14 protein-coding genes and 1 pseudogene are annotated in these 20,745 nt (G+C 72.8%); 9 read left to right on the top strand and 6 right to left on the bottom strand.

The window, feature by feature from the left end:
• The first annotated feature begins 60 nt into the window (after window positions 1–60).
• Window positions 61–582 (top strand): hypothetical protein, encoded by a 522-nt coding sequence (locus OG245_RS11680; RefSeq protein ID WP_371623453.1) that lies wholly within the window; start codon window positions 61–63, stop codon window positions 580–582.
• 55 nt (window positions 583–637) lie between these two features.
• On the opposite strand, the gene OG245_RS11675 is transcribed toward OG245_RS11680, so the two are convergent.
• Entirely contained in the window at window positions 638–1,705 is a 1,068-nt protein-coding gene (locus OG245_RS11675) for a mechanosensitive ion channel family protein (RefSeq protein ID WP_371623452.1), read from the bottom strand.
• A 314-nt stretch (window positions 1,706–2,019) separates the two neighbouring features.
• Between OG245_RS11675 and OG245_RS11670 the strand changes: the two genes are divergently transcribed.
• Window positions 2,020–2,556 (top strand): HNH endonuclease, encoded by a 537-nt coding sequence (locus OG245_RS11670; protein ID WP_003969129.1) that lies wholly within the window; start codon window positions 2,020–2,022, stop codon window positions 2,554–2,556.
• An 83-nt stretch (window positions 2,557–2,639) separates the two neighbouring features.
• Here the strand turns inward: OG245_RS11670 and OG245_RS11665 are convergent, their stop codons facing one another.
• Window positions 2,640–5,630 carry a beta-N-acetylglucosaminidase domain-containing protein gene (locus OG245_RS11665; protein ID WP_371623451.1) on the bottom strand — a complete coding sequence of 997 codons (2,991 nt, stop codon included), beginning with the start codon at window positions 5,628–5,630 and terminating at the stop codon, window positions 2,640–2,642.
• A 363-nt stretch (window positions 5,631–5,993) separates the two neighbouring features.
• On the opposite strand from OG245_RS11665, the gene OG245_RS11660 reads away from it, so the two are divergent.
• The 5 genes from OG245_RS11660 (at window position 5,994) to alc (ending at window position 11,161) form a co-directional block, all read left to right on the top strand.
• The gene (locus tag OG245_RS11660; protein WP_371623450.1) at window positions 5,994–6,305 is read left to right on the top strand and encodes a hypothetical protein; all 312 of its coding nucleotides are present in this window, start codon (window positions 5,994–5,996) and stop codon (window positions 6,303–6,305) included.
• Window positions 6,306–8,645, top strand: coding sequence for a 4-alpha-glucanotransferase (gene malQ / locus OG245_RS11655; RefSeq protein ID WP_371623449.1), 2,340 nt, complete (start codon window positions 6,306–6,308; stop codon window positions 8,643–8,645).
• Between the two features lie 38 nt (window positions 8,646–8,683).
• Window positions 8,684–8,896 carry a hypothetical protein gene (locus OG245_RS11650; RefSeq protein WP_003969133.1) on the top strand — a complete coding sequence of 71 codons (213 nt, stop codon included), beginning with the start codon at window positions 8,684–8,686 and terminating at the stop codon, window positions 8,894–8,896.
• A 136-nt stretch (window positions 8,897–9,032) separates the two neighbouring features.
• Window positions 9,033–9,941: a LysR family transcriptional regulator gene (locus OG245_RS11645; protein ID WP_371623448.1), complete on the top strand. Its 909-nt coding sequence runs from the start codon at window positions 9,033–9,035 to the stop codon at window positions 9,939–9,941.
• A 65-nt stretch (window positions 9,942–10,006) separates the two neighbouring features.
• On the top strand, window positions 10,007–11,161 hold the full coding sequence (alc, locus tag OG245_RS11640) for an allantoicase (protein WP_371623447.1): 1,155 nt from the start codon (window positions 10,007–10,009) through the stop codon (window positions 11,159–11,161).
• A 99-nt stretch (window positions 11,162–11,260) separates the two neighbouring features.
• On the opposite strand, the pseudogene OG245_RS11635 reads toward alc, so the two are convergent.
• A pseudogene (locus tag OG245_RS11635) lies at window positions 11,261–11,794 on the bottom strand (hypothetical protein).
• A 186-nt stretch (window positions 11,795–11,980) separates the two neighbouring features.
• Between OG245_RS11635 and OG245_RS11630 the strand changes: the two are divergent.
• On the top strand, window positions 11,981–12,442 hold the full coding sequence (locus tag OG245_RS11630) for a hypothetical protein (protein ID WP_371623446.1): 462 nt from the start codon (window positions 11,981–11,983) through the stop codon (window positions 12,440–12,442).
• 76 nt (window positions 12,443–12,518) lie between these two features.
• Here OG245_RS11630 and pepN read toward each other — a convergent pair whose 3' ends face one another.
• Window positions 12,519–15,095 carry an aminopeptidase N gene (gene pepN / locus OG245_RS11625; RefSeq protein WP_371623445.1) on the bottom strand — a complete coding sequence of 859 codons (2,577 nt, stop codon included), beginning with the start codon at window positions 15,093–15,095 and terminating at the stop codon, window positions 12,519–12,521.
• 124 nt (window positions 15,096–15,219) lie between these two features.
• Here pepN and OG245_RS11620 point away from each other — a divergent pair, with 124 nt between their 5' ends.
• Window positions 15,220–15,720, top strand: coding sequence for a DUF1203 domain-containing protein (locus OG245_RS11620; RefSeq protein WP_371623444.1), 501 nt, complete (start codon window positions 15,220–15,222; stop codon window positions 15,718–15,720).
• A gap of 76 nt (window positions 15,721–15,796) precedes the next feature.
• Here the strand turns inward: OG245_RS11620 and OG245_RS11615 are convergent, their stop codons facing one another.
• On the bottom strand, window positions 15,797–16,825 hold the full coding sequence (locus tag OG245_RS11615) for an aspartate-semialdehyde dehydrogenase (protein WP_361868288.1): 1,029 nt from the start codon (window positions 16,823–16,825) through the stop codon (window positions 15,797–15,799).
• A 302-nt stretch (window positions 16,826–17,127) separates the two neighbouring features.
• Complete coding sequence (locus OG245_RS11610; protein WP_371623443.1) at window positions 17,128–20,436, bottom strand: S8 family serine peptidase; 3,309 nt, start codon at window positions 20,434–20,436, stop codon at window positions 17,128–17,130.
• Window positions 20,437–20,745: the final 309 nt, after the last annotated feature.

Below are 20,745 nucleotides of genomic sequence, written 5' to 3'. Positions count from 1 at the left end.
GGCGGACGTGTTTCTGTCCGGGAGGGGGGCTCGATGGGTGGGCGGATACGAAGACGTGGCGTGAGGAGGTGCGCGCGGGTACTCGCCGGGGTGGCCCCGGCGGTGATGCTGCTGACCTCGTGCCACCTGACCCCGCCGACCATCATGTACGCCGGCTTCCGCATGGACGGTTCCGAGCTGGTGGTGGCCATGCCGGTCTGCCGCGACGAGACGATCACGGGGGCGGCGGTCTACGTGCGGACGGAGGACGAGAAGAAGATCTCCTTCGAGACGCTGTGGAGCGCACGTGAGCCTCGTACGGCCGAGGCGCGCACCGGGGTGTTCCGGGTGAACAGTCCGCGCGACTTCGCCACGGTGACCGAACAGCTGTCCGGCGCCCTGCCGGACGAGTTCTACGTAGAGACGCGGCAGGAGAGGAAGGGCGAGGCCGGCAGCGCTTCGGGCTATGTCGACCTCGCCGAGCTGAAGTCCGCCGATCTCGCGGACGGCGAGTTCGTCACGCATGAGGGCAAGATCATGACGCGCGCCGAGATCAACGCCCAGCACCCCTGCAACCAGCGGAAGAAGACCACCGCGCCATGACAACGGAAGGGGCGCCCCACCCGAACCGGGTGGGGCGCCCCTTCCGCGCCGGCCGCTACTTGCTCAGGTTCGTCGGCGGCGGTATCGGCGTCGCCGCCAGCGACTGCGGCGAGGTCGCCGAGGCGTACGCGGAGGGGGCCGCCATCGCGGCCGTCGGGTCCGCAGTGGACTCGCCCTCCACCTGGAGCGGCAGGGTGCCGACCATCCGGATGCCCGCGTCGTCCAGCGCCTGCTTGATGCGCCAGCGCAGCTCGCGCTCCACTCCGAGGGCCTTGCCCGGCATCGTCTTCGCGGTGACGCGGACGGTCATGGAGTCCAGCAGGACCGCGTCCAGGCCGAGCACCTCCACCGGGCCCCACAGCCGCTCCGACCAGGGCTCTTCCTTCGTCATCGTGTCGGCGGCCGTGGCGATCGCCTCGCGGACGTGCTCCAGCTTCTCCGTCGGGCGCACCGTGACGTCGATCCCGGCCGTGGACCAGCCCTGGCTGAGGTTGCCTATCCGCTTCACCTCGCCGTTGCGGACGTACCAGATCTCGCCGTTGTCGCCGCGCAGCTTGGTGACGCGCAGCCCCACCTCGATGACCTCGCCGGAGGCCACCCCCGCGTCGACGGTGTCCCCGACCCCGTACTGGTCCTCGAGGATCATGAAGACGCCGGAGAGGAAGTCCGTGACCAGGTTGCGGGCGCCGAAGCCGAGTGCCACGCCCGCGACGCCGGCGGAGGCGAGGAGGGGCGCCAGGTTGATCTTGAAGGCGCCCAGGACCATCAGGGCGGCCGTGCCCATGATCACGAACGAGGCCACCGAGCGCAGCACCGAGCCGATCGCCTCCGAGCGCTGGCGTCTGCGCTCGGCGTTCACCAGCAGCCCGCCCAGTGCCGTGCCCTCCACCGCCTGGGCGCTGCGGTTCATCCGGTCGATCAGGTTGGTCAGGGCGCGCCGGATCAGGTAACGCAACGTGATCGCGACCGCCACGATCAACAGGATGCGCAACCCGGTGCTCAGCCAGGTGGACCAGTTCTCCTCGACCCAGCCCGCGGCGTTCCCGGCCTGTTCGGCGGCTTCGCCCAGCGAGCCGCCCGGCTCGGGAGACGGGGCTGCGGCCAAGAGGACGGACAGCGACACGACGGGGACCTCCAGGGGGACGACGGCTGGTCAACAACACTAACGAAGCCGGGGGAGTGGATCGTTGCCGTCGCGGGAGGAGAGACGGGTCTCACCGGGAACACCTCCGCTGTGGCCGATCGCACAGTGCGGACGGCCACCCAGGTGAAACACCTGTTCGGCACCGCCGAACGGTGTGCGGAGCCCGGAGTGAGAAAAATCCTCTCGGCCCGTTACCCGTACGTGGTGGCGCTTTGACCAGGCATGAGGAGAGACTGAGATCGGATCGTCCCGGCGCGAGCCACGCGCCGCCGGCGTACAAGGAGGCATCCACCGTGCCGCACGTCCTGGTTCTCAACGCGTCGTACGAGCCGCTCGGCGTCGTACCGCTCCGCCGCGCGCTCGTCCTCGTCCTGGAGAACAAGGCCATCTGCCTTGAAGAGTCCGGCTCCTTTCTGCACAGTGCCACCCGTGCCGTGCCCGCGCCCAGTGTGGTCCGGCTCAAGCGCTTCGTCCGGGTCCCCTACCGGGGCCCCGTCCCGCTGACGCGGCGGGCGCTGTTCGCCCGGGACGGCGGGCGCTGCATGTACTGCGGGGCCGCCGCGACCAGCGTCGACCACGTCATCCCGCGCAGCCGCGGCGGGCAGCACGCCTGGGACAACGTGGTGGCGGCCTGCCGCCGCTGCAACCACGTGAAGGCCGACCGCCATCTGCCCGAGCTCGGCTGGCGGCTGCGCCACCAGCCCGCCCCGCCGACCGGCCTGGCCTGGCGGATCATCGGGACCGGACACCGCGACCCGCGCTGGCTGCCGTATCTGCAACCGTTCGGCGCGGACGACGTGATGGCCCGGATCGACGGCGTGTCCGCCTGAGACCGGGCCTTCGTCGTCCCCCGGCCCTCTCCTGCCCTGCTCCCGCCCCGCCCTGCCCCGGACTGCTTCCGACCCGCTCCCGCTCAGTCGTCCGCGACCGCGTACGCCTCCACCGACCAGAGCGAGTAGCCGTACTCCGTCGCCCGGCCGTCCCCCTGCACCCGGATGAACCGGGTGCCCTTCGCGTCCATCCGGACCGACTCGCGCCCGCCCCGGCCCTCCGTCACCGTCGCGGCGGTGCGCCAGACGCGGCCGTCGGCGGAGACCTGCACGCGGTAGCGGGAGGCGTACGCGTCCTGCCAGTTCAGCACCACCTGGCCCAGGCGCACCGGCTCCGGCAGCTCGGCGCCCCACCAGGCCCCGTCCTCCACCGGCGAGGACCACCGGGTCTCCGGATCGCCGTCGGTGGCCGCCGAAGCGGGGAAGTCCGGGGTCTCGTCGCCGGACGACGAGGCCTTCGCCGTACGCGCCAGATCCGGTCCGCCCGTACGCGGGAAGGCCCGCACGGTCAGCGTGGACTCCTGGCCGCCGAAGGCCAGCGGGACCTCGTACTCGCCCGCCGGGGTGTCCGCCGGGACGGTGATGTCCACGGGCACGTCGGTGCGCGATCCGCGCGGCACGGTCGTCTGCTTCGGGACCTTCACCTCGATCCCCTCGGGGGCCTTCGCGGTGAGCTTGCCCTTCACCTCGACCGGACGCCGCCCGGCCAGCCGCGCCGCGACCCGCTGGGGCTCGCCGCCGATCTCCGCGTCGGTCTCGCCGCGCGTCAGGTCGAGCGTGGCGGCGGGCTCGTCGCCGAACCACGGCACCAGGGCGCGCACCTGAGGGGACCCCGCCACGACGGCGGGGGAGGGGGGCAGGGTGGGGCTGAGGTAGGAGGGCGGGGCGGTACGGGCGGCCTCCGGCACCGTGACCCGTACGGCGTCCGCGCGCAGCCCCTTCGCGGCGGTCTGGGTCCAGCCGCTCGGCGAGAGCTTCCCGAGCGCCCGCCACCCCTCACCGGGCACGTGCGCCTGGACGACCGCGTCGGTGAGGGCGCCTCCGGGCTCGGCGAGCGCCGTGACGGCCTCCACCGGGCGGGGTCCGGCCAGCCGGACCGTATAGCTGTGCGCGTCCTTCGTGACCCGGCCCGAGGCGCGGTCGGTGCCGTTCCACCCGGCCGACACCTTCGCCGCCCTGTCCAGGAACGGGTCCAGCACGCCCTCGCCCACCGTGGCCCGGCTCGCCGCGATCTCCTCGCGCAGCGGCTCCAGGGCCAGGTGGATGCGCCAGGCGGCGGCGCCGTCCCCGGCGGCCTGGGCCTGGAGCAGGTCCACCGCCAGCTCACCGGCCCGGCCGTAGCGGGCCAGCTGCTCCGTCCAGGGGCGCACCTCGTCGGTCAGGCGGCCGTCGGCGGGGGTCTTCAGCCGATCGGGGGCCCCGCGCATCACGGAGAAGGCCGCGCGCAGCTCGTCCGCCGCCCTGTCGCGGCGGGAGTCGTCCGCGCGGGAGCTCCAGAACGCGTCGAACAGGGGCTGGAGGTAGGCGGACTCCTTCGCGCCGAGCACCGAGCCCGCGCTGTTCCCGGCCAGCGCCAGCAGCGCCTCCCGGGCGCCCGCGTCGCCGCCCGCCAGATCCTCGACGGCCGCCCGCCACGACTCGTCCGGGCGGTAGCCCTTCGGGTTCCAGGCGAAGTCGGCGGCGGTGAACAGCGGGATCCGCGAGGCGGACGCCTGCTCCATCGCGTTGGCCAGCAGCGCCGCCGAACCGCTCGCCACCGCCGGGTCCCGGCCGGTGTACGGGCCGAGGAAGATGCGGTCCTGGGCGTAGTCGTTGACCGGGTAGTTGTCCATCGTCACCAGCGGGTGGCGGAACGCGGCGCGGGCCCCGGCCAGCTCACCGCCGGTGATCTTCTTCGGCACCACCCCGACACCGGTCCAGGCCACCTGCACCCGGTCGTCCAGCTCGGCCGCCAGCGCGGTGCGGTAGTCGGTCGCCCCGTCCTGGTAGAACTCCGTCGGCAGCACCGACAGCGGGGCCGCGTCCGGGTGCCGTTCCTCCAGATGCCGGGCGAGGGCGCCCGCGACCCGGGCCTGCGCGCGGGCCGCCGCCTTCGGACCGCTGCCGAAGGTCTCCGCGTCCAGGTCGCAGTGCCACTCGCTGTAGCTGACGTCCTGGAACTGGAGCTGGAAGACCCGGATGCCCAGCGCCCACATGGCGTCGATCTTCTTCGTCAGCGCCCGGACGTCCTGGTCCGAGGCCATGCACATCGCCTGACCGGGAGAGACCGCCCAGCCGAGCGGGACGTGCTCGGCGCGCGCCCGCTCGGCGAGCGCCCGGAAGTCGGCCCGCTTGTCGGCCGGATACGGCTCGCGCCAGCGCGCCAGCCGGTAGGGGTCGTCGCCCGCCGCGTAGAGATAGCGGTTCTGCTTGGTGCGGCCCATGAAGGAGACCTGGGCGAGCCGCTCCTCGCGGGTCCACGGCTCTCCGTAGAACCCCTCGGCCATGCCGCGTACGGCGGTTCCCGGCCAGTCCCGTACGGTCACGCCGGCCACCGAGCCGTCGGCAACCAGCTGGCGCAGGGTCTGGACGGCGTGGAAGAGGCCGTCCGCGCCGAGCCCGTCCAGCGCGACGGTGGCGCGTCCGGAGACCTGGCCGACCGCGATCCGGTAGCCGCCCGAGGGCAGGTCGGCCCGGTCGGGAGCGCGCAGCGCCCGCAGCGCCTCGCCGGCTCCCCTGCCGCCGACACGGATCACGGGCCCGCCGCCCGGCAGGCTCTCGTGCAGGATCCGGACGCCCGCCCCGCGCAGCAGTGAGCGCGCCTGCTCGACGGCGAAACGGTCGGCGTCCGGCGCGGCGACGAGCGTGGCCTCGGAGCCCAGCGGCACGGCGGGCCCGGTGGCCTTCATGCTCTGCGGCCGGGGCCATACGGACGGGGTACGCGTGCTGTCGGCGCGGTCGGCTGAGCCGACCGCGGGCCTGTCGGGATCGGCGGGAGCGGCCGTCGCGGCCGGAGCGACGGAGACGGATCCGAGGAGTCCGCCGATCACGGCGGCGGCCACGGCCGCCGCCTGCCTTCTGCGCCCGATCCGCACGTCGCGCTCCCCTTCGTCACGTCCAACTGCCGGTGGTGGACCGCCGTGCCGACCCCCTCGGACCGCAGGCGGTGGGCCCCGGTGGGCTCCGAGCCCACCACCCGGGCGCGAGGGTGTCAATGCGCATGGCCGTTCTGCCGTATTTGCCGGTAATAGCGACGTCTTCGAGCCCTCTGGGGCTGGTGTGGCGGGCGGGAGTGGCTGAAAACGGCCCATACCTGCCGTCCGGGGGAACGGAGTGTGACCCAGAGCACGTTGGGCTCGTTGGGTTCGTTGTCATAACGCCTGCATCACGTCCATGTCTGCCGCGGCGAGGCCTGGGTAGGTCTGCTGTGTCCTGTTCTCCACGGCCAGGAGGCCACCATGCCCGCTGCCGCGCAGCTTCTGCTCTCCGCCCTCTCCAAACAGGTACCCACGCACCCCGAATCCGCGCCCTTGACCAGCGAACTTCCCCTCGCCGACGTCTCCCACCTGATCAGTGGGCCGCCGCTCGCCGACGTCTCCCTCCTGCTCGGCGAATCCTCGTTCGCCGATTCCGCGCCGCTGACCAGCGAGCCTCCGCTCGCCGATGCCACCCCTCTCACGAGCGAGCCTCCGCTCGCCGCCGTCGCCCCTCTGACCAGCGAGCCGACCGCACCCGGCACCGCAGGGGGCATGGAGTTCCCAGGAGTCTGAATGGGCTTGTCCCGGCTCGCCGCACTGCACGGTGTCGCCACCTCCTACTCCCCGTCGCCGGATGTCACGGTGTCCGTCCCCGACGACACGGTCATCGCCGTGCTCGCCGCGCTGGGCGTCGACGCCGGCACTCCGGCGGACGTACGGAAGTGCCTCGTCGCCGCGGAGTCCCGCTCGCGCCTGCTGCCGCCGACCGTGGTGGTCTGGGTCGGCGAGCCCCTGCCGCCCGCCCTCACGGGACTGCCCCCCGGCTCGACCGTCACGGTCGAGCCGGAGCCGCCCGAGACCCCGGGACGCCCCTCGGGCCGCCCGCCCGCCCCGCTGAGCATGCGCGCCCGGGCGGCCGCCCCCGCCCCGCCCGTGCCGCCCCCGGGCGCCTCCGCCCCGCCCGTGCCGCCTGCGACGGGCACCGCGGGTGCCTCCGTGCCGGCGGTGACGGTGCCCGCGGGAGGCGCCACCGCCTCCGCGCCGCCCGCGGGCACCGTCAGCGCCTTCGCCACCGCCTCCGCCTCCGCGCCGCACCCGCAGCGCGCCGACGGGGTGCCCGGAGCTCCGGCGGCCGTCCCCGCCTGGTGGATCCCGCCCGCCCCCGGCGTCCACCGCGTCCACGTCCGTACGCCCGACCACCGCCGCGCCACGGCCACCCTGGTCGTCGCCCCGCCCCGCGTCCCGCAGCCGCCCGAGCGCTCCCACGGGTTCCTGGTCCAGCTCTACTCCCTGCTCTCCGCCCGCTCCTGGGGCATGGGCGACCTCGGTGACCTGGCGGACCTCGCCGCCTGGTCCGGGCGGACCCTCGGCTCCGGGTTCGTCCAGGTCAACCCGCTGCACGCGGCCGTTCCCGGGCGCCCCACCGACCCTTCCCCCTACCGCCCCTCCTCGCGCCGCTTCCCCGACCCGGTGCACCTGCGCGTCGAGTCGATCCCCGAGTACGGCCACGTCCGCGACCGGGCCGCCCTGGACGACCTCCGGCAGGACGCCGCCGCCCTCGGCGAGGCCGTGCTGAACAAGGGCGCGCTGATCGACCGGGACGCCGTCTGGGAGCTGAAGCGCCAGGCTCTGGAGCTGGTCGTCGAGGTGCCGCTCACCCCGGGCCGCCGCGCCGCCTACTGCGACTTCCTGGCCGAGCAGGGCCAGGCGCTGGAGGACCACGCCCTGTGGTGCGCGCTCGCCGAGGTGCACGGCCCCGACTGGAACACCTGGCCCGAGGCCCTGCGCGACCCCCGCTCCCCGGGAACGGCCCGTGCCCGCACCGAGCTGCTGGACCGGGTCGACTTCCACTGCCGCCTCGCCTGGCTGACCGCCACCCAGCTCGCCGACGCCCAGCGGGCCGCCGAGGACGCCGGAATGGGCATCGGGATCGTCCACGACCTCGCCGTCGGTGTGCACCCGGCCGGCGCCGACACCTGGGCCCAGCAGGACGCCTTCGCCCACGGCATGTCCGTCGGCGCGCCCCCCGACGCCTTCAACGCGCGCGGCCAGGACTGGGGCCTGCCGCCCTGGCGCCCCGACGTCCTCGCCGCCACCGGCTACGCCGCCTACCGGGGCCTGCTGCGCGGACTGCTGGCCCACGCCGGGGCCCTGCGTATCGACCACGTCATGGGCCTGTTCCGGCTCTGGTGGGTCCCCGAGGGGCGCCCGCCCACCGACGGCACCTACGTCGCCCAGGACGCCGAGGCGATGCTCGCCGTTCTCGTCCTGGAGGCCCACCGGGCCCGGGCGGCCGTCGTCGGCGAGGATCTCGGCACCGTCGAGCCCGGGGTCCGCGAGGCGCTCGCCCGGCGCGGTGTGCTCGGCACCTCGGTGCTCTGGTTCGAGCGCGACTGGGACGGCGACGGCCGGCCGCTCGCCCCGGAGAAGTGGCGGCGGGACTGCCTGGCCACCGCCACCACCCACGATCTGCCCTCCACCGCCGCCCGGCTGACCGGCGACCACGTGACGCTGCGCCACCGCCTCGGACTGCTCACCCGCCCCCTGGAGGAGGAGCTGACCGAGGACGTCACCGACACCGCAGAGTGGCTGGCCCTCCTCGCCCGGCTGCGGATGCTCCCCGAGGGCGACGGCGACGAGGAGGCCGCCGTCCGCGCCGTCCACCGCTTCCTGCTGCGCACCCCCGCCCGGATGACCGGTGTCTGGCTCCCCGACACCATGGGCGACCGCCGCCCCCAGAATCTCCCCGGCACCTGGGACCAGTACCCCAACTGGCGCCTCCCGATCGCCGACGCCGAGGGCCATCCGGTCACCCTGGAGGAGATCACCGCCTCCCCCCGGCTGCACGCGCTGATGGACGTCCTGCGGCCCCGAAAGCCTCGTACGGCACCCCCGGGCGAGCGCCGTCCCTAGCCGTTCGCTACGTTGGCACCGTGGAAAAGATGAACGCTATGCGCGCCGGCGTCGTTGCGGCCGGGACGACGCTGATGATGCTGCTCATGTCGAGCCCGGCGCTCGCGCTCACGCCCGACGACGGTGACGACCCGGCTCCGCGCCTGAGCGCGATGGAGACCATCGGTCTCTACGTCGTCGCGCCCATCGCCCTGTTCGTGGTGATCACGGGCCTGGTCATGGTCCTGGACAAGTCCAAGAAGCAGGTCTGACCCGCACACGTACGACATGCGTGAACGGTGCGCCGCCGGTGGGAACCACCGCGCGGCGCACCCGTGCGTCCGGCCCCGGACGGGAACAGGACGTCGGACCGTGCCGGGGCCCGGGCCGGGCCGGTAGGTTGCGCCCATGACCGAGTGGGACGTCAAGAAGCTCCGCATCCTGCGCACCCTGCGCGACCGGGGCACCGTGACGGCGACCGCCGAGGCGCTCCGGATGACTCCCTCCGCCGTCTCCCAGCAGCTCACCAACCTGGCCAAGCAGCTCGGGGTCGACCTCCTGGAGGCCCAGGGCCGCCGGGTCCGCCTCACCGACGCCGCCCATCTCGTCCTGCGCCACGCCGAGGCGGTCTTCGCCCAACTGGAGCGGGCCGAGGCGGAACTGACCGGCTATCTGCGCGGCGAGGCCGGCGAGGTCAGGGTGGCCGCGTTCTCCACCGCCGTGCCCGCCCTCGTCGTCCCCGCCGTCCGGCTGCTGCGCGCCGAGGACCGCCCGGGACCCGACGTACGCGTACGGGAGGCCGAGGCCGCCCAGGCGTACGAGCTGCTCACCGCGGGCGAGGTTGACCTGGCCCTGTCGCTGGCCGCCCACGCGCCCACCGCCCGCGACCCCCGCTTCAGCCTCTTCCCGCTGCTCGTCGACCCGCTGGACGTGGCGCTCCCCGCCGGCCACCCGCTGGCGGGCGCACCCGCGCCGCGGCTCGCGGACCTGGCCGCCGACCGCTGGATCTTCGGCGGCTCGGGACCCTGGTCCGAGATCACCACCGCCGCCTGCGAGGCGGCGGGCTTCGTCCCCGAGCAGGCCCACAGCGCCGCCGGATGGACCGCGATCCTCGCCCTGGTCGAGGCGGGCATGGGCGTCGCGCTGGTCCCCCGGATGGCCGCCCGGGAGCGTCGCGAGGGCGTGGTGATGCGGGTGCTGGAGGCGGACCGGCCGCGCCGCCACGTGGTGGCGGCGGTCCGGCACGGGGCCGAGAGCGGACCGGCGGTGGCCCGGGTCCTCGCGGCACTCACCAGCGCAGCCGCATCGTTCGGCTGAGCTGAAAGATATCTGCGAAAACTTTCGATGGACCTGATGGGTCCGGTTGCGTGAAGGTAGGAGCCATGACCTTCGACGCGAGCGAGACCGCATTCCAGGACCCCGACACCGACCCCCACGCCAATGACGCCGCGCCCTACGGCGGCGGCGACCCGTACGCCGACTACCGCGAAGCCGGAGACCTCCCCTTCACCGAGCTGGTCGACCTCGCCGACCGCCGCCTCGGCGCGGGCGTGATCGCCGCCAACGACGAGTTCTTCGCCGAGCGCGAGAACCTCCTGATCCGTGAGCGCGCCGTCTTCGACCCCGAGCACTTCGGGCACAAGGGCAAGATCATGGACGGCTGGGAGACCCGCCGTCGCAGGGGCGCGGACGCCGAGAACCCCTTCCCGGCCCCCGGGGACCACGACTGGGCCATCGTCCGGCTCGGCGCGCCCGGGATCGTCCGCGGCCTGATCGTCGACACCGCCCACTTCCGCGGCAACTACCCGCAGCGCGTATCGGTGCAGGCCACCTCCGTCGAGGGTGCCCCGAGCCCCGAGCAGCTCCTCGCCGACGACGTGAAGTGGGAGGAGATCCTCCCGCCCACCCCCGTACGCGGCCACGCCGCCAACGCCTTCGAGATCACCGGCGGCCGCCGCTACACCCACCTGCGCCTCTGCCAGCACCCCGACGGCGGCATCGCCCGCCTCCGCGTGCACGGCGAGGTCGTCCCGGACCCGGCCTGGCTCGCCGCGCTCGGCACCATCGACCTGATCTCGGTCCTCAACGGCGGTACGTACGAGGACGCCTCCGACCGCTTCTACTCCTCGCCCACCCAGATCATCCTGCCGGGCACCTCCCGCAAGATGGACGACGGCTGGGAGAACCGCCGCCGCCGGGTCCGCGACACCAACGACTGGGTCCGCTTCCGCCTCCCCGCCCAGGGCGCGGTCCGCGCGATCGAGATCGACACCGCCTACCTCAAGGGCAACTCCGCCGGCTGGATCGCCCTCCAGGGCCGCAACGGCGACATCGGCGAGTGGTTCGAGATCGTCCCGCGCACCCGCCTCCAGCCCGACACCCTCCACCGCTTCGTGCTGCGCGCCCAGGCCGTCGTCACCCACGTCCGCCTCGACGCCTTTCCCGACGGCGGGGTGGCCCGGATGCGCCTGCACGGCACGCTCACGGAGTCCGGCGCCGCCGAGCTGACCCGCCGCTACGAGGAGTCGGGCGCCTGACCCCGTAACCCTCGGGGCGACACCCCTCGAGTTCCCGCCCGGCGGACGGTTGCGCTCCAGCGCCCGCCCGCCGGGCGGTTTCCACACCGGGCAGGCGGCTCAGGCGACGTACGCGGAGAAGCGCAGCGTCTTCGCCAGCACCCGCCAGGTCCCCCAGGCGAACACCCGGTTCACCGTGTTGCAGAGGGCCTCGCCCGTGCAGTCGGTGGGCCGGTCCTGCCAGGCGCGGACCGTCAGGGAGTGGAAGCCGAGGGTCCGCGAGAAGGCGAAGCGGATGTGCATGCCCCGGCCCAGCTGGTGCCCCGGCAGCGTGTTGATCTGGAAGAAGTCGTTACCGATGTACTCCACCTCGACCGGATTGCCGCCCAGCAGCTCGCAGCGGGCCCCCGCCCGGATCCGCCCCGCACAGCCACCGCTGACCGGGAACAGTCAGAAGTGGTCGGTCAGCTGCTTCCGGACGTCGTCCGCGCCGGTGAACGGATGCAGCCCGAGGCTGTAGCCGTACGTATAGAGGTCGTAGCAGCCCGCCGGACCGGCCCGGCAGTCCGGCCGGCCGGCCACCGGGCCGGCGGGGCCCGTCAGCAGACCCGCGCACAGCGCCGGCGCGACCGGCACGGCGGCGAAGCCGGGCATCCGAACCCTCCCGTGGCCTGCGACCGAAGCTTCCTGCGACGACCCTTCGGACCGTAGGCCACGGGAGACCCCACCGCGCGCGGGCGGCCCCCGAACGCGCGAGGGGGCCGCACGGACGGCGCACGCGGGCACGGGCTAGCCTGCGGACGTTCACACCCGCTACCGCACTCCCCGGGGGACCAGCAGATGGCAGAGGCCGTGCTGTGCGAGGGGCTGGATTTGGACTACCCGGACGCCACGACGGTCGTCGTGGTCGTCTCGGACGTGGCGGACCATCACGAGCGCGCCGCGGCCCGCCTCGGGTCGTACGGGTACGAGGGGGAGAACTGCCTCTACCTGGTGCAGACGGACGGCTGGGCCGAACGGCGGCTGGACGGTGAGCTGCTGACCGTGGACATCGTCGCCCACCCCGCCCTGCTCCGAGGGCTGGAGGTGGACCGGGAGCGGTTCACCGCGCGCTCCGTGGGCGACCCGGCGGTGCTGCGGCTGCTGCGGGTGGAGGCGCGCGTCGACCCCGGGGCGTACGGCCGGGCCTCGGAGCTGACGCTCGTCCTGACCGTGCCCGCCGGGACCCCGGCCGGGCAGGCCGTGGAGCGGGTCCGGACCGGCGAGGACTGGCCGCTCGTCCTCACGCCGCGGCCGGAGTAGCGGGCCGCCGGGAACCGCAGGGGCGCCCCCTCCGCCGCGGCGGAGGGGGCGCCCCTCGGGGCCGTACGCGAAGGGGTCAGGCCGTGGCCGCCGCCGCGTCCGCCGCCCGGGCCTTCAGGGCGCGCTCCACACCGGACCGCGACTCCGACATCAGCCGGCGCAGGGCCGCGCTCGGCTCGGCCGAGGCCAGCCAGGCGTCCGTGGCCTCCAGCGTCTCCGGGGCGACCTGGAGGGCCGGGTAGAGGCCCACGATGATCTGCTGGGCCATCTCGTGGCTGCGCGAGACCGAGACGTCCTTCACCGAGGCGAAGTACTTCTCCGTGTACGGGGCCAGCAGCTCGCGCTGGTCCGTCTGGACGAAGCCGCTGATGACCGCTTCCTGGAGCGAGTTCGGCAGCTCGCCGGACTCCACGACCGAGGCCCACGCCTCGTCCTTGGCCTCCTGCGTGGGCTGGGCCGCCCGCGCGGAGGCCGCGTGGCGCTCGCCCGCCGCCGTCCGGTCGCGCTCGTACTCGGCGGCGATCTCCTCCTCGTCCAGCAGCCCGGTGGCCGCCAGCCGCTGCACGAACGCCCATCGCAGCTCGGTGTCGACGGCCAGGCCCTCGATGGTCTCCGTGCCGTCCAGCAGCGACTGGAGCAGATCCAGCTGCTGCGGGTTGCGGGCGGTGGCCGCGAAGGCGCGGGCCCAGGCCAGCTGGTGGTCGCTGCCCGGCTCCGCCGCGTGCAGGTGCGCCAGCGTCGCCTCGGTCCACTGGATCAGCGCGGCCTCCCGGGCCTCCGGCGCCGCGTACAGGTCGAGGGCCAGCTTCACCTGGCGGTGCAGCGACTGCACGACGCCGATGTCCGACTCCTTGCCGATGCCGGAGAGCACCAGGGCGAGGTAGTCGCGGGTGGCCAGCTCGCCGTCGCGCGTCATGTCCCAGGCCGAGGCCCAGCTCAGGGCGCGCGGCAGCGACTCGGTGAAGTCGCCCAGGTGCTCGGTGACGACCCGCAGCGACTCCTCGTCGAGGCGGACCTTGGCGTAGGAGAGGTCGTCGTCGTTGAGCAGGACGACCGCCGGGCGGGCCCTGCCCACCAGGGCCGGCACGTCGGTGCGCTCGCCGTCGACGTCCAGCTCGATCCGGTCGGTGCGCACCAGCTTGCCGTCCGCGTCGAGGTCGTAGGCGCCGATGGCGATGCGGTGCGGGCGCAGCGTCGGCTCGCCCTTCGCGCCGGCGGGCAGCGCGGGGGCCTCCTGGAGCACGGTGAAGGAGGTGACCCGGCCGTTCTCGTCGGTCTCGATCTCCGGGCGCAGGATGTTGATGCCCGCCGTCTCCAGCCACGCCTTCGACCAGGTCTTCAGATCGCGGCCGGAGGTCTTCTCCAGGGCGCCCAGCAGGTCGGAGAGGCGGGTGTTGCCGAAGGCGTGCGCCTTGAAGTACGCCTGGACGCCCTGGAAGAACGCGTCCTTGCCGACGTACGCCACGAGCTGCTTGAGCACGGAGGCGCCCTTGGCGTACGTGATCCCGTCGAAGTTGACGAGGACGTCGTCCAGGTCCTGGATGTCCGCCATGATCGGGTGCGTGGAGGGCAGCTGGTCCTGCCGGTACGCCCAGGTCTTCATGGAGTTGGCGAACGTGGTCCAGGAGTGCGGCCACTTCGATCCGGCGGCGTCCGCCTGGCAGGCGATCGAGGTGTAGGTGGCGAACGACTCGTTCAGCCAGAGGTCGTTCCACCACTCCATCGTCACGAGGTCGCCGAACCACATGTGGGCCAGCTCGTGCAGGATCGTCTCGGCCCGCACCTCGTACGCCGCGTCCGTCACCTTGGAGCGGAAGACGTACTGGTCGCGGATGGTGACCGCGCCCGCGTTCTCCATCGCGCCCGCGTTGAACTCCGGGACGAAGAGCTGGTCGTACTTGGCGAACGGGTACGCGTAGTCGAACTTCTCCTGGAACCACTCGAAGCCCTGCCGGGTGACGTCGAAGATGTCCTCCGCGTCCAGGTACTCCGCGAGGGAGGGGCGGCAGTAGATGCCGAGCGGGACGGACTGGCCGTCCTTCTCGTAGCTGCTGTGCACCGCGTGGTACGGGCCCACGATGAGGGCCGTGATGTACGTGGAGATGCGCGGCGTCGGCTCGAAGGCCCAGACGTCGCCCGCAGGCTCCGGCGTCGGGGAGTTCGAGACGACCGTCCAGCCGGCGGGGGCCTTCACGGTGAACTGGAAGGTCGCCTTCAGGTCCGGCTGCTCGAACGAGGCGAAGACGCGGCGGGAGTCCGGGACCTCGAACTGCGTGTACAGATAGGCCTGTTCGTCGACCGGGTCGACGAACCGGTGCAGGCCCTCGCCGGTGTTGGTGTACGAGCAGTCGGCGACGACCTTCAGCTCGTTGGCGCCCGCGCGCAGATGCGGCAGGGCGATCCGCGCGTCGCGGAACACGGCGGCCACGTCCAGGTCCTTGCCGTTCAGCACGACGTCGTGGACGGCCGGCGCGACCAGGTCGATGAACGACTCCGCACCCGCCTCCGCGCAGTCGAAGCGCACGGTGGTCACGGACCGGTAGGTGCCGCCCTCCTGCGCTCCGGAGAGGTCGAGGTCGATCTCGTACGCGTCCACGGTCAGCAGGCGCGCCCGCTCCTGTGCCTCTTCGCGGGTCAGATTCGTGCCAGGCACGCGGTCAGCTCCTAGGTGTGCGACTTGATAAGCGACGTTTCCACCCATCCTTCCACGCACGTGCTCCCAACGCGATGTCCGTTTTCCGCCGGACGCGGACGGTTCCGCGGGACACGCTCGGACCATGACCGGACATCAGCCACGCCCCATCGATCCCGCCGCCCTCGCCGAACTTCGCACCGCCGACGACGCGGGCCGGCCCTGCCGCCCGTACCCCGCGGCAGGGGGCGGCCACCCCCTGCGCTGCTGTCTGCGCGGCTGCCGGCCGGGGGAGCGCATCGCCCTCGTCTCCTACGCCCCGCTGCGACGCTGGGCCGCCGCGACCGGGGCGAGCCCGGGGGCGTACGACGAGCAGGGGCCCGTCTTCATCCATGCCGAGGAGTGCCCGGGACCGGCCCCGGAGCAAGCCGGATATCCCTTCGCGCGGGCGGGCGCGCTGCGCGCGGTGCGCCGCTACGACGCCCGGGGGCACATCGTGGGCGGCCGGCTGCTGGAGCTTCCGGCCGACCCGGAGAAGGGCTTCGACGCGGCCCTCGACGAGGCGTTCGCGGACCCCGAGGTGGTGGTGGCGCACGTGCGGGCCGTGGAGTACGGGTGCTTCCACTTCGAGGTGCGGCGAGGCTGAGGCGGTACGGGTACGGGGAGGGGGCGGCCACCGGTGTCCGGTGCCCGCCCCCTCCCCGTACGCGTGACGCCGCGGGTCAGCCCTTCAGCTCGGCCGCCACCAGCTCCGCGATCTGCACGGCGTTCAGCGCCGCGCCCTTGCGGAGGTTGTCGTTGGAGACGAACAGCGCGAGCCCGTGCTCGACCGTCTCGTCGACCCGGACGCGGCCCACGAAGGAGGCGTCCTTGCCGGCCGCCTGGAGCGGCGTCGGGATCTCCGAGAGCTCGACGCCCTCGGCGTCCTTCAGCAGCTCCAGGGCGCGCTCGACGCCGATCGGACGGGCGAAGCGGGCGTTGATCTGGAGCGAGTGGCCGGAGAAGACCGGGACCCGGACGCAGGTGCCGGACACCTTCAGCTCCGGGATCTCCAGGATCTTGCGGGACTCGTTGCGGAGCTTCTGCTCCTCGTCCGTCTCGAACGAGCCGTCGTCCACGATCGAGCCCGCCAGCGGCAGCACGTTGAAGGCGATCGGGCGCTTGTAGACGGCCGGCTCGGGGAAGTCCACGGCCTCGCCGTCGTGGGCCAGCTTCTCGGCCTCGGCGACGACCTTGGCGGCCTGGCCGTGCAGCTCGGCGACCCCGGCGACCCCGGAGCCGGACACGGCCTGGTAGGTGGCGACGGTCAGCGCTTCGAGACCGGCCTCGTCGTGCAGCGGGCGCAGCACGGGCATCGCGGCCATCGTCGTGCAGTTCGGGTTGGCGATGATCCCCTTGGGGCGGACCCGGGCCGCGTGCGGGTTGACCTCGGAGACGACGAGGGGGACCTCGGGGTCCTTGCGCCAGGCGGAGGAGTTGTCGATCACCACGGCGCCCTGGGCGGCGACCTTCTCGGCCAGCGCCTTCGAGGTCGCGCCGCCGGCGGAGAAGAGCACGATGTCCAGGCCCGTGTAGTCGGCCGCGGAGGCGTCCTCGACGGTGACGCCGGAGCCCTTGAAGTCGATCGTGGAGCCCGCGGACCGGGCGGAGGCGAACAGCCGCAGCTCGTCGACCGGGAAGTCCCGCTCGGCCAGGATCCTGAGCATGACAGTGCCGACCTGACCGGTGGCGCCGACGATTCCGACCTTCACGAGGACTCCTCTGTTCTGCACGTGCGGCGTCTGCTCGTCCGTGCGGCTGTACGGCCCGTTTGCCGCTCCATGATGCGTATGTCCTGGCCCGCCTTGTCCAATCCATTGTCCGACCTGCGGACTCTTCCCGCGAGGACCGCAGATTCTGCAACGTCCGTGCCCACGGGGGGAAACATCTGCGGCGGGCGGCCGGGGCTGTGACGAGGAACACGCGCAGCGGGGCGGGTGCTCGTGAGAGCGCCCGCCCCGCCGTCGTGCCGATGGGGTCCGTCACGGCCCCGTGGGAGCCGTTGCGGGGTCCGTTACGGCGTGACCTTCTCGATCACGACGCTGCCGGTGCCCGCGGCGGTGCCGCGCGCGTTGACCAGCTTGACCTCGCCGAAGAACTGACGGCCCGCGGGGGCCGCCCCGGCCACCACGACCTCGGCGCCGACCTGGGCCGACGCGCCGTTGGCCAGGTTCACCGCCTTGGTGGAGTCGACCTTGATCGTGCCGAGCGACGCCGCGTAGTACACGTCGCGGTAGTCGTACGTGGTCGACCCGGTCGGGACCGAGTAGCCGTCGATGACGACGGTGTACGTGCCCGCGGCGGGCTTCAGCAGGCTGACCGTCTCCTCGGAACCGGCGGTGGTCCCGCTGCCGACCTGCGTGGCGCCCCGGAAGACGTACAGGTCGAGGTCGGCGTTGGCGTCCGACGTGCCGCCGATGGCGACGTCGAGCTTCTCGACGCCCGCGCCGATGGTGACCGTGGTCTCACGGGTCTCGCCCGTCGAGATCGACGGCTTCGCCACCTTGGCCGAACCCAGCGAGCCGCCCTGGAGCTTGCCCTGGAGGTCGGCGGCGCCGTTGGTGACCGTCCAGTTCACCGCGGCCGGAGTGCCGATCTTCGCCTCGGCGATGGTCTGCACCGCCGGGTCGAAGGTCGCGCCGAGCAGCGAGACGTCCAGCTTGTACGGGTTGTCCAGCAGCGGCGACGTACGACGCGCCTCGACCTCGATCTCCCACACGCCGGGCTGCGGGTCCTTGTAGGAACGCGCGTCCGGGCGGCAGGTGTTGGCCGGGTTCTCGTAGTTCGGGTAGCAGAAGGTCGTCGTGGTCGGGTCGACCGGCGTCCCGTACGGGTGCAGGGAGACGAACCGCGTCTGGCTGCCCGAGCGCAGCGCGCTGAGGGCGACCTCAAGGGTCTTCGCGCCCTCGGGCACGTTGACGAAGTACGACGTGGTGCCGTTGCGCTGGACCGAGCCGGACGCCTTGTAGGCGTAGCCGGGCTGCTGCAGCTCGTGGGCGACGACGACCGTGGTCATGATCTGGTGGTCCACGCCGGAGGTCTTCTTGTCGTCGACCCGCAGGATGGCGCTGTGGACGCCGGCGGACTTCGCCTTCGCCTTGACCTTGACCTTGACCGGCGTGCCGAGCGGCAGCGAGACGTACTGGGGGCTGCTCAGCTCGAAGGTGCCGTCGTTGTTCCTCCAGGACAGCTTGTGCTGGACGTTGCGGTCCGGGCCCGTGGTGCGGGTGACGACGACGTCGTAGACCTTGGTCTCGCCGACCTTCAGGCCGCCCTCGCGGTCGTAGAGGCCGGTGCCGAAGCCCGGGTCCTTGAGCGCGAAGTCGATCGCGGTGTCGACCGGGGCCTTCACCGAGAACTCGTGCGCGGGCTTGCCCTGCTTGGCGATCTGCTTCCACGCCTTGACGATGTTGATCAGACCGGAGCCCTGGGCGTGCGCGGGCACGTCCTCGATGTGGGTCGCGGTGCTGGTCAGCGCGGTACGCAGGTCGGCCGGGGGAAGCTCGATGCCCTTCTGCTTCGCCGCCGACAGCAGCAGCGCCGCGGCGCCCGCCGCCTGCGGGGAGGCCATCGAGGTGCCCTGGAGCATGGAGTAGCCGGCCGGCAGGGCGTAACCCGCCTCCTTGACCGGACCGCCCGGCGCCCAGGTCTGGGTGGTGTTGATGGACGCGCCCGGCGCCGCGATGACCGGCGTGAAGCCGCCGTCCTCACGCGGACCGCGCGAGGAGAAGGGCTGCATGTCGTACTTCTTGGTGACGTTGGAGCCGTAGTTGGCCGCCCACGTCTCCTTGGAGATCGACGCGCCGACCGAGATCACGTGGTCGGCGACCGACGGGTCACCGATGGTGTTGAGCCCCGGGCCGCTGTTGCCGGCCGAGATGACCAGCTGCACGCCGTAGATGTCGATGAGCCGCTTGTACAGCTCGGCGCGCGCGTTGTTGCCGTCGTTCAGCGGCGGCAGGCCGCCGATCGACATGTTGACGATGTCGACGCCGCGGTTGACGACGAGGTCGATCATGCCCTCGGTCAGCGCGATGTTGGTGCAGCCGCCGGACCAGGTGCAGGCGCGCGAGGAGACGATCTTGGCGCCGGGGGCGGCGCCGTTCATCTCGCCGCCGAACAGCCCGTTGGCCGCGGTGATGCCGGCGACGTGGGTGCCGTGCGCGCCCTCGATGACGCCGATGTTGACGAAGTCGGCCTTCGCGCCGGAGGCGTTGAGGACGACGTTCTTGCGGGTCTCGACGACGAACGGGATGCGCTCGACGACCTGGGTGCGCGGGTCGTCCTCACCGAAGTAGGAGACCTGGAACTTCTCCTTGTACGGCTTGAGGACCGTGTCGTCGGAGAAGTCCGCGTTGTTGTTCAGGTCCACCCGGGTGGTGCCGGTGACCGGGTCGTACAGCACGCCCCAGACGTCGGTGGTGTCACCGTCGCGGTTGAGGTCGCCCGCCATCTCGCCGCCGGTGGTGGCCGCCTCGGCGAACGTGGCGAACTTGTAGCTGCCCGCCGGCGCCGAGTAGGTCTTCCCGCCGGACGTGAACGTCGGGCCGGTGACGGTCTGCGACATCTGCAGCCAGGTGCCGTCGCCGTCGTTCACCGGGTCGGTCGCGGTCACCCAGTCGACGATCTTGCGCTCGCCGGTGGTGGTCTTCTTCAGGGCCGGGTGACCGAGGTCGACGCCGGAGTCCAGGACGCCGATGGTGATCCCGCGGCCGTCGGCCGTCGGGTGCTTCTCGACGAAGTCGACCGCGCCCGTCTCGAACGACGGGTTGTACGGGTTCTTCGCCGGGGTCTTCTTGTCCGGCGCCGCGTAACTGCCCGTGGCCTTCGGCTGCTTCGCTCCGGCGGCCCGGTCGCCCTTGGGCGTCGGGTCGTCCAGCTTGATCTCCTGCTTGAGATCGATGCCGAGGACGGAGGAGAGCTTGGAGGCCGCCTTGATGGTGGCCTCGGCGCGGCTGGTCGGGACCGTCGCCCGGACGTAGCCGAGCTTGTCGTAGGTCCGGCCGAGCACGGAGCCCTCGACGGCGTCCAGCTGCTTGCTGACCTGCTCGGTCGCCCCCGGGGTGGTGGCGACCATCATCGTGACGCTCTTCTCGCCCTTGGCCTCGGCCTTCGCCAGGACATCGGCGTCGGCCTTGCCGAGCTTGTCGCCCCGGTCGCTCGTGGCGGCCGGTTTGACGGGTGCCGGTGCCGGGTCCTCGGCGGCGAACACCGGAGCGGCGCCGGAGGCGGCGAGTGCGGCCGCCAGTCCGGCAGCGGCCGCGATACGAGCCGCGCGTCTGGCCCCGGGTATGGAGCTGGGGGATTCCTTGGTCATCAGCATCCCTGTAATTGAAAGAGAGAGTCCGGAATTCGGTACCGGATGACCGCTCAGCCTGTCGTAAATGACAGGGGTTTGTGGAGAGTTGGCGGAGGCCAGTCAGGGACATGGCATAGATCCGCCAGGGGGCGCGATATGCCACGAGGGATGAATGAGGTCAAACAGTGCGTCCGTGGCGCCTGATGGCACGGATGGCGGCCGCCGTGGTCCGGACCAGGGGTGTCGGTGGCCGAGGCCGGACGGGTCGGTGGCCGGGAACAGTCGGGGCCCACGGGGCTGTTCGCCCCGTGGGCCGGCCCGGCCGCAGCGCCT

Source organism: Streptomyces sp. NBC_01116, from assembly GCF_041435495.1.
Lineage (GTDB): Bacteria > Actinomycetota > Actinomycetes > Streptomycetales > Streptomycetaceae > Streptomyces.
This window is presented reverse-complemented; position numbering and strand designations above follow the sequence as displayed.

Excerpts from the sequence above, each read along its gene's own strand:
- OG245_RS11645 (WP_371623448.1), top strand. The coding sequence starts at position 9,033 with ATGACCGAGTGGGACGTCAAGAAGCTCCGCATCCTGCGCACCCTGCGC.
- OG245_RS11650 (WP_003969133.1), top strand. The coding sequence starts at position 8,684 with ATGCGCGCCGGCGTCGTTGCGGCCGGGACGACGCTGATGATGCTGCTC.
- OG245_RS11620 (WP_371623444.1), top strand. The coding sequence starts at position 15,220 with ATGACCGGACATCAGCCACGCCCCATCGATCCCGCCGCCCTCGCCGAA.
- malQ (WP_371623449.1), top strand. The coding sequence starts at position 6,306 with ATGGGCTTGTCCCGGCTCGCCGCACTGCACGGTGTCGCCACCTCCTAC.
- OG245_RS11660 (WP_371623450.1), top strand. The coding sequence starts at position 5,994 with ATGCCCGCTGCCGCGCAGCTTCTGCTCTCCGCCCTCTCCAAACAGGTA.
- OG245_RS11630 (WP_371623446.1), top strand. The coding sequence starts at position 11,981 with ATGGCAGAGGCCGTGCTGTGCGAGGGGCTGGATTTGGACTACCCGGAC.
- OG245_RS11610 (WP_371623443.1), bottom strand. The coding sequence starts at position 20,436 with ATGCTGATGACCAAGGAATCCCCCAGCTCCATACCCGGGGCCAGACGC.
- alc (WP_371623447.1), top strand. The coding sequence starts at position 10,007 with ATGACCTTCGACGCGAGCGAGACCGCATTCCAGGACCCCGACACCGAC.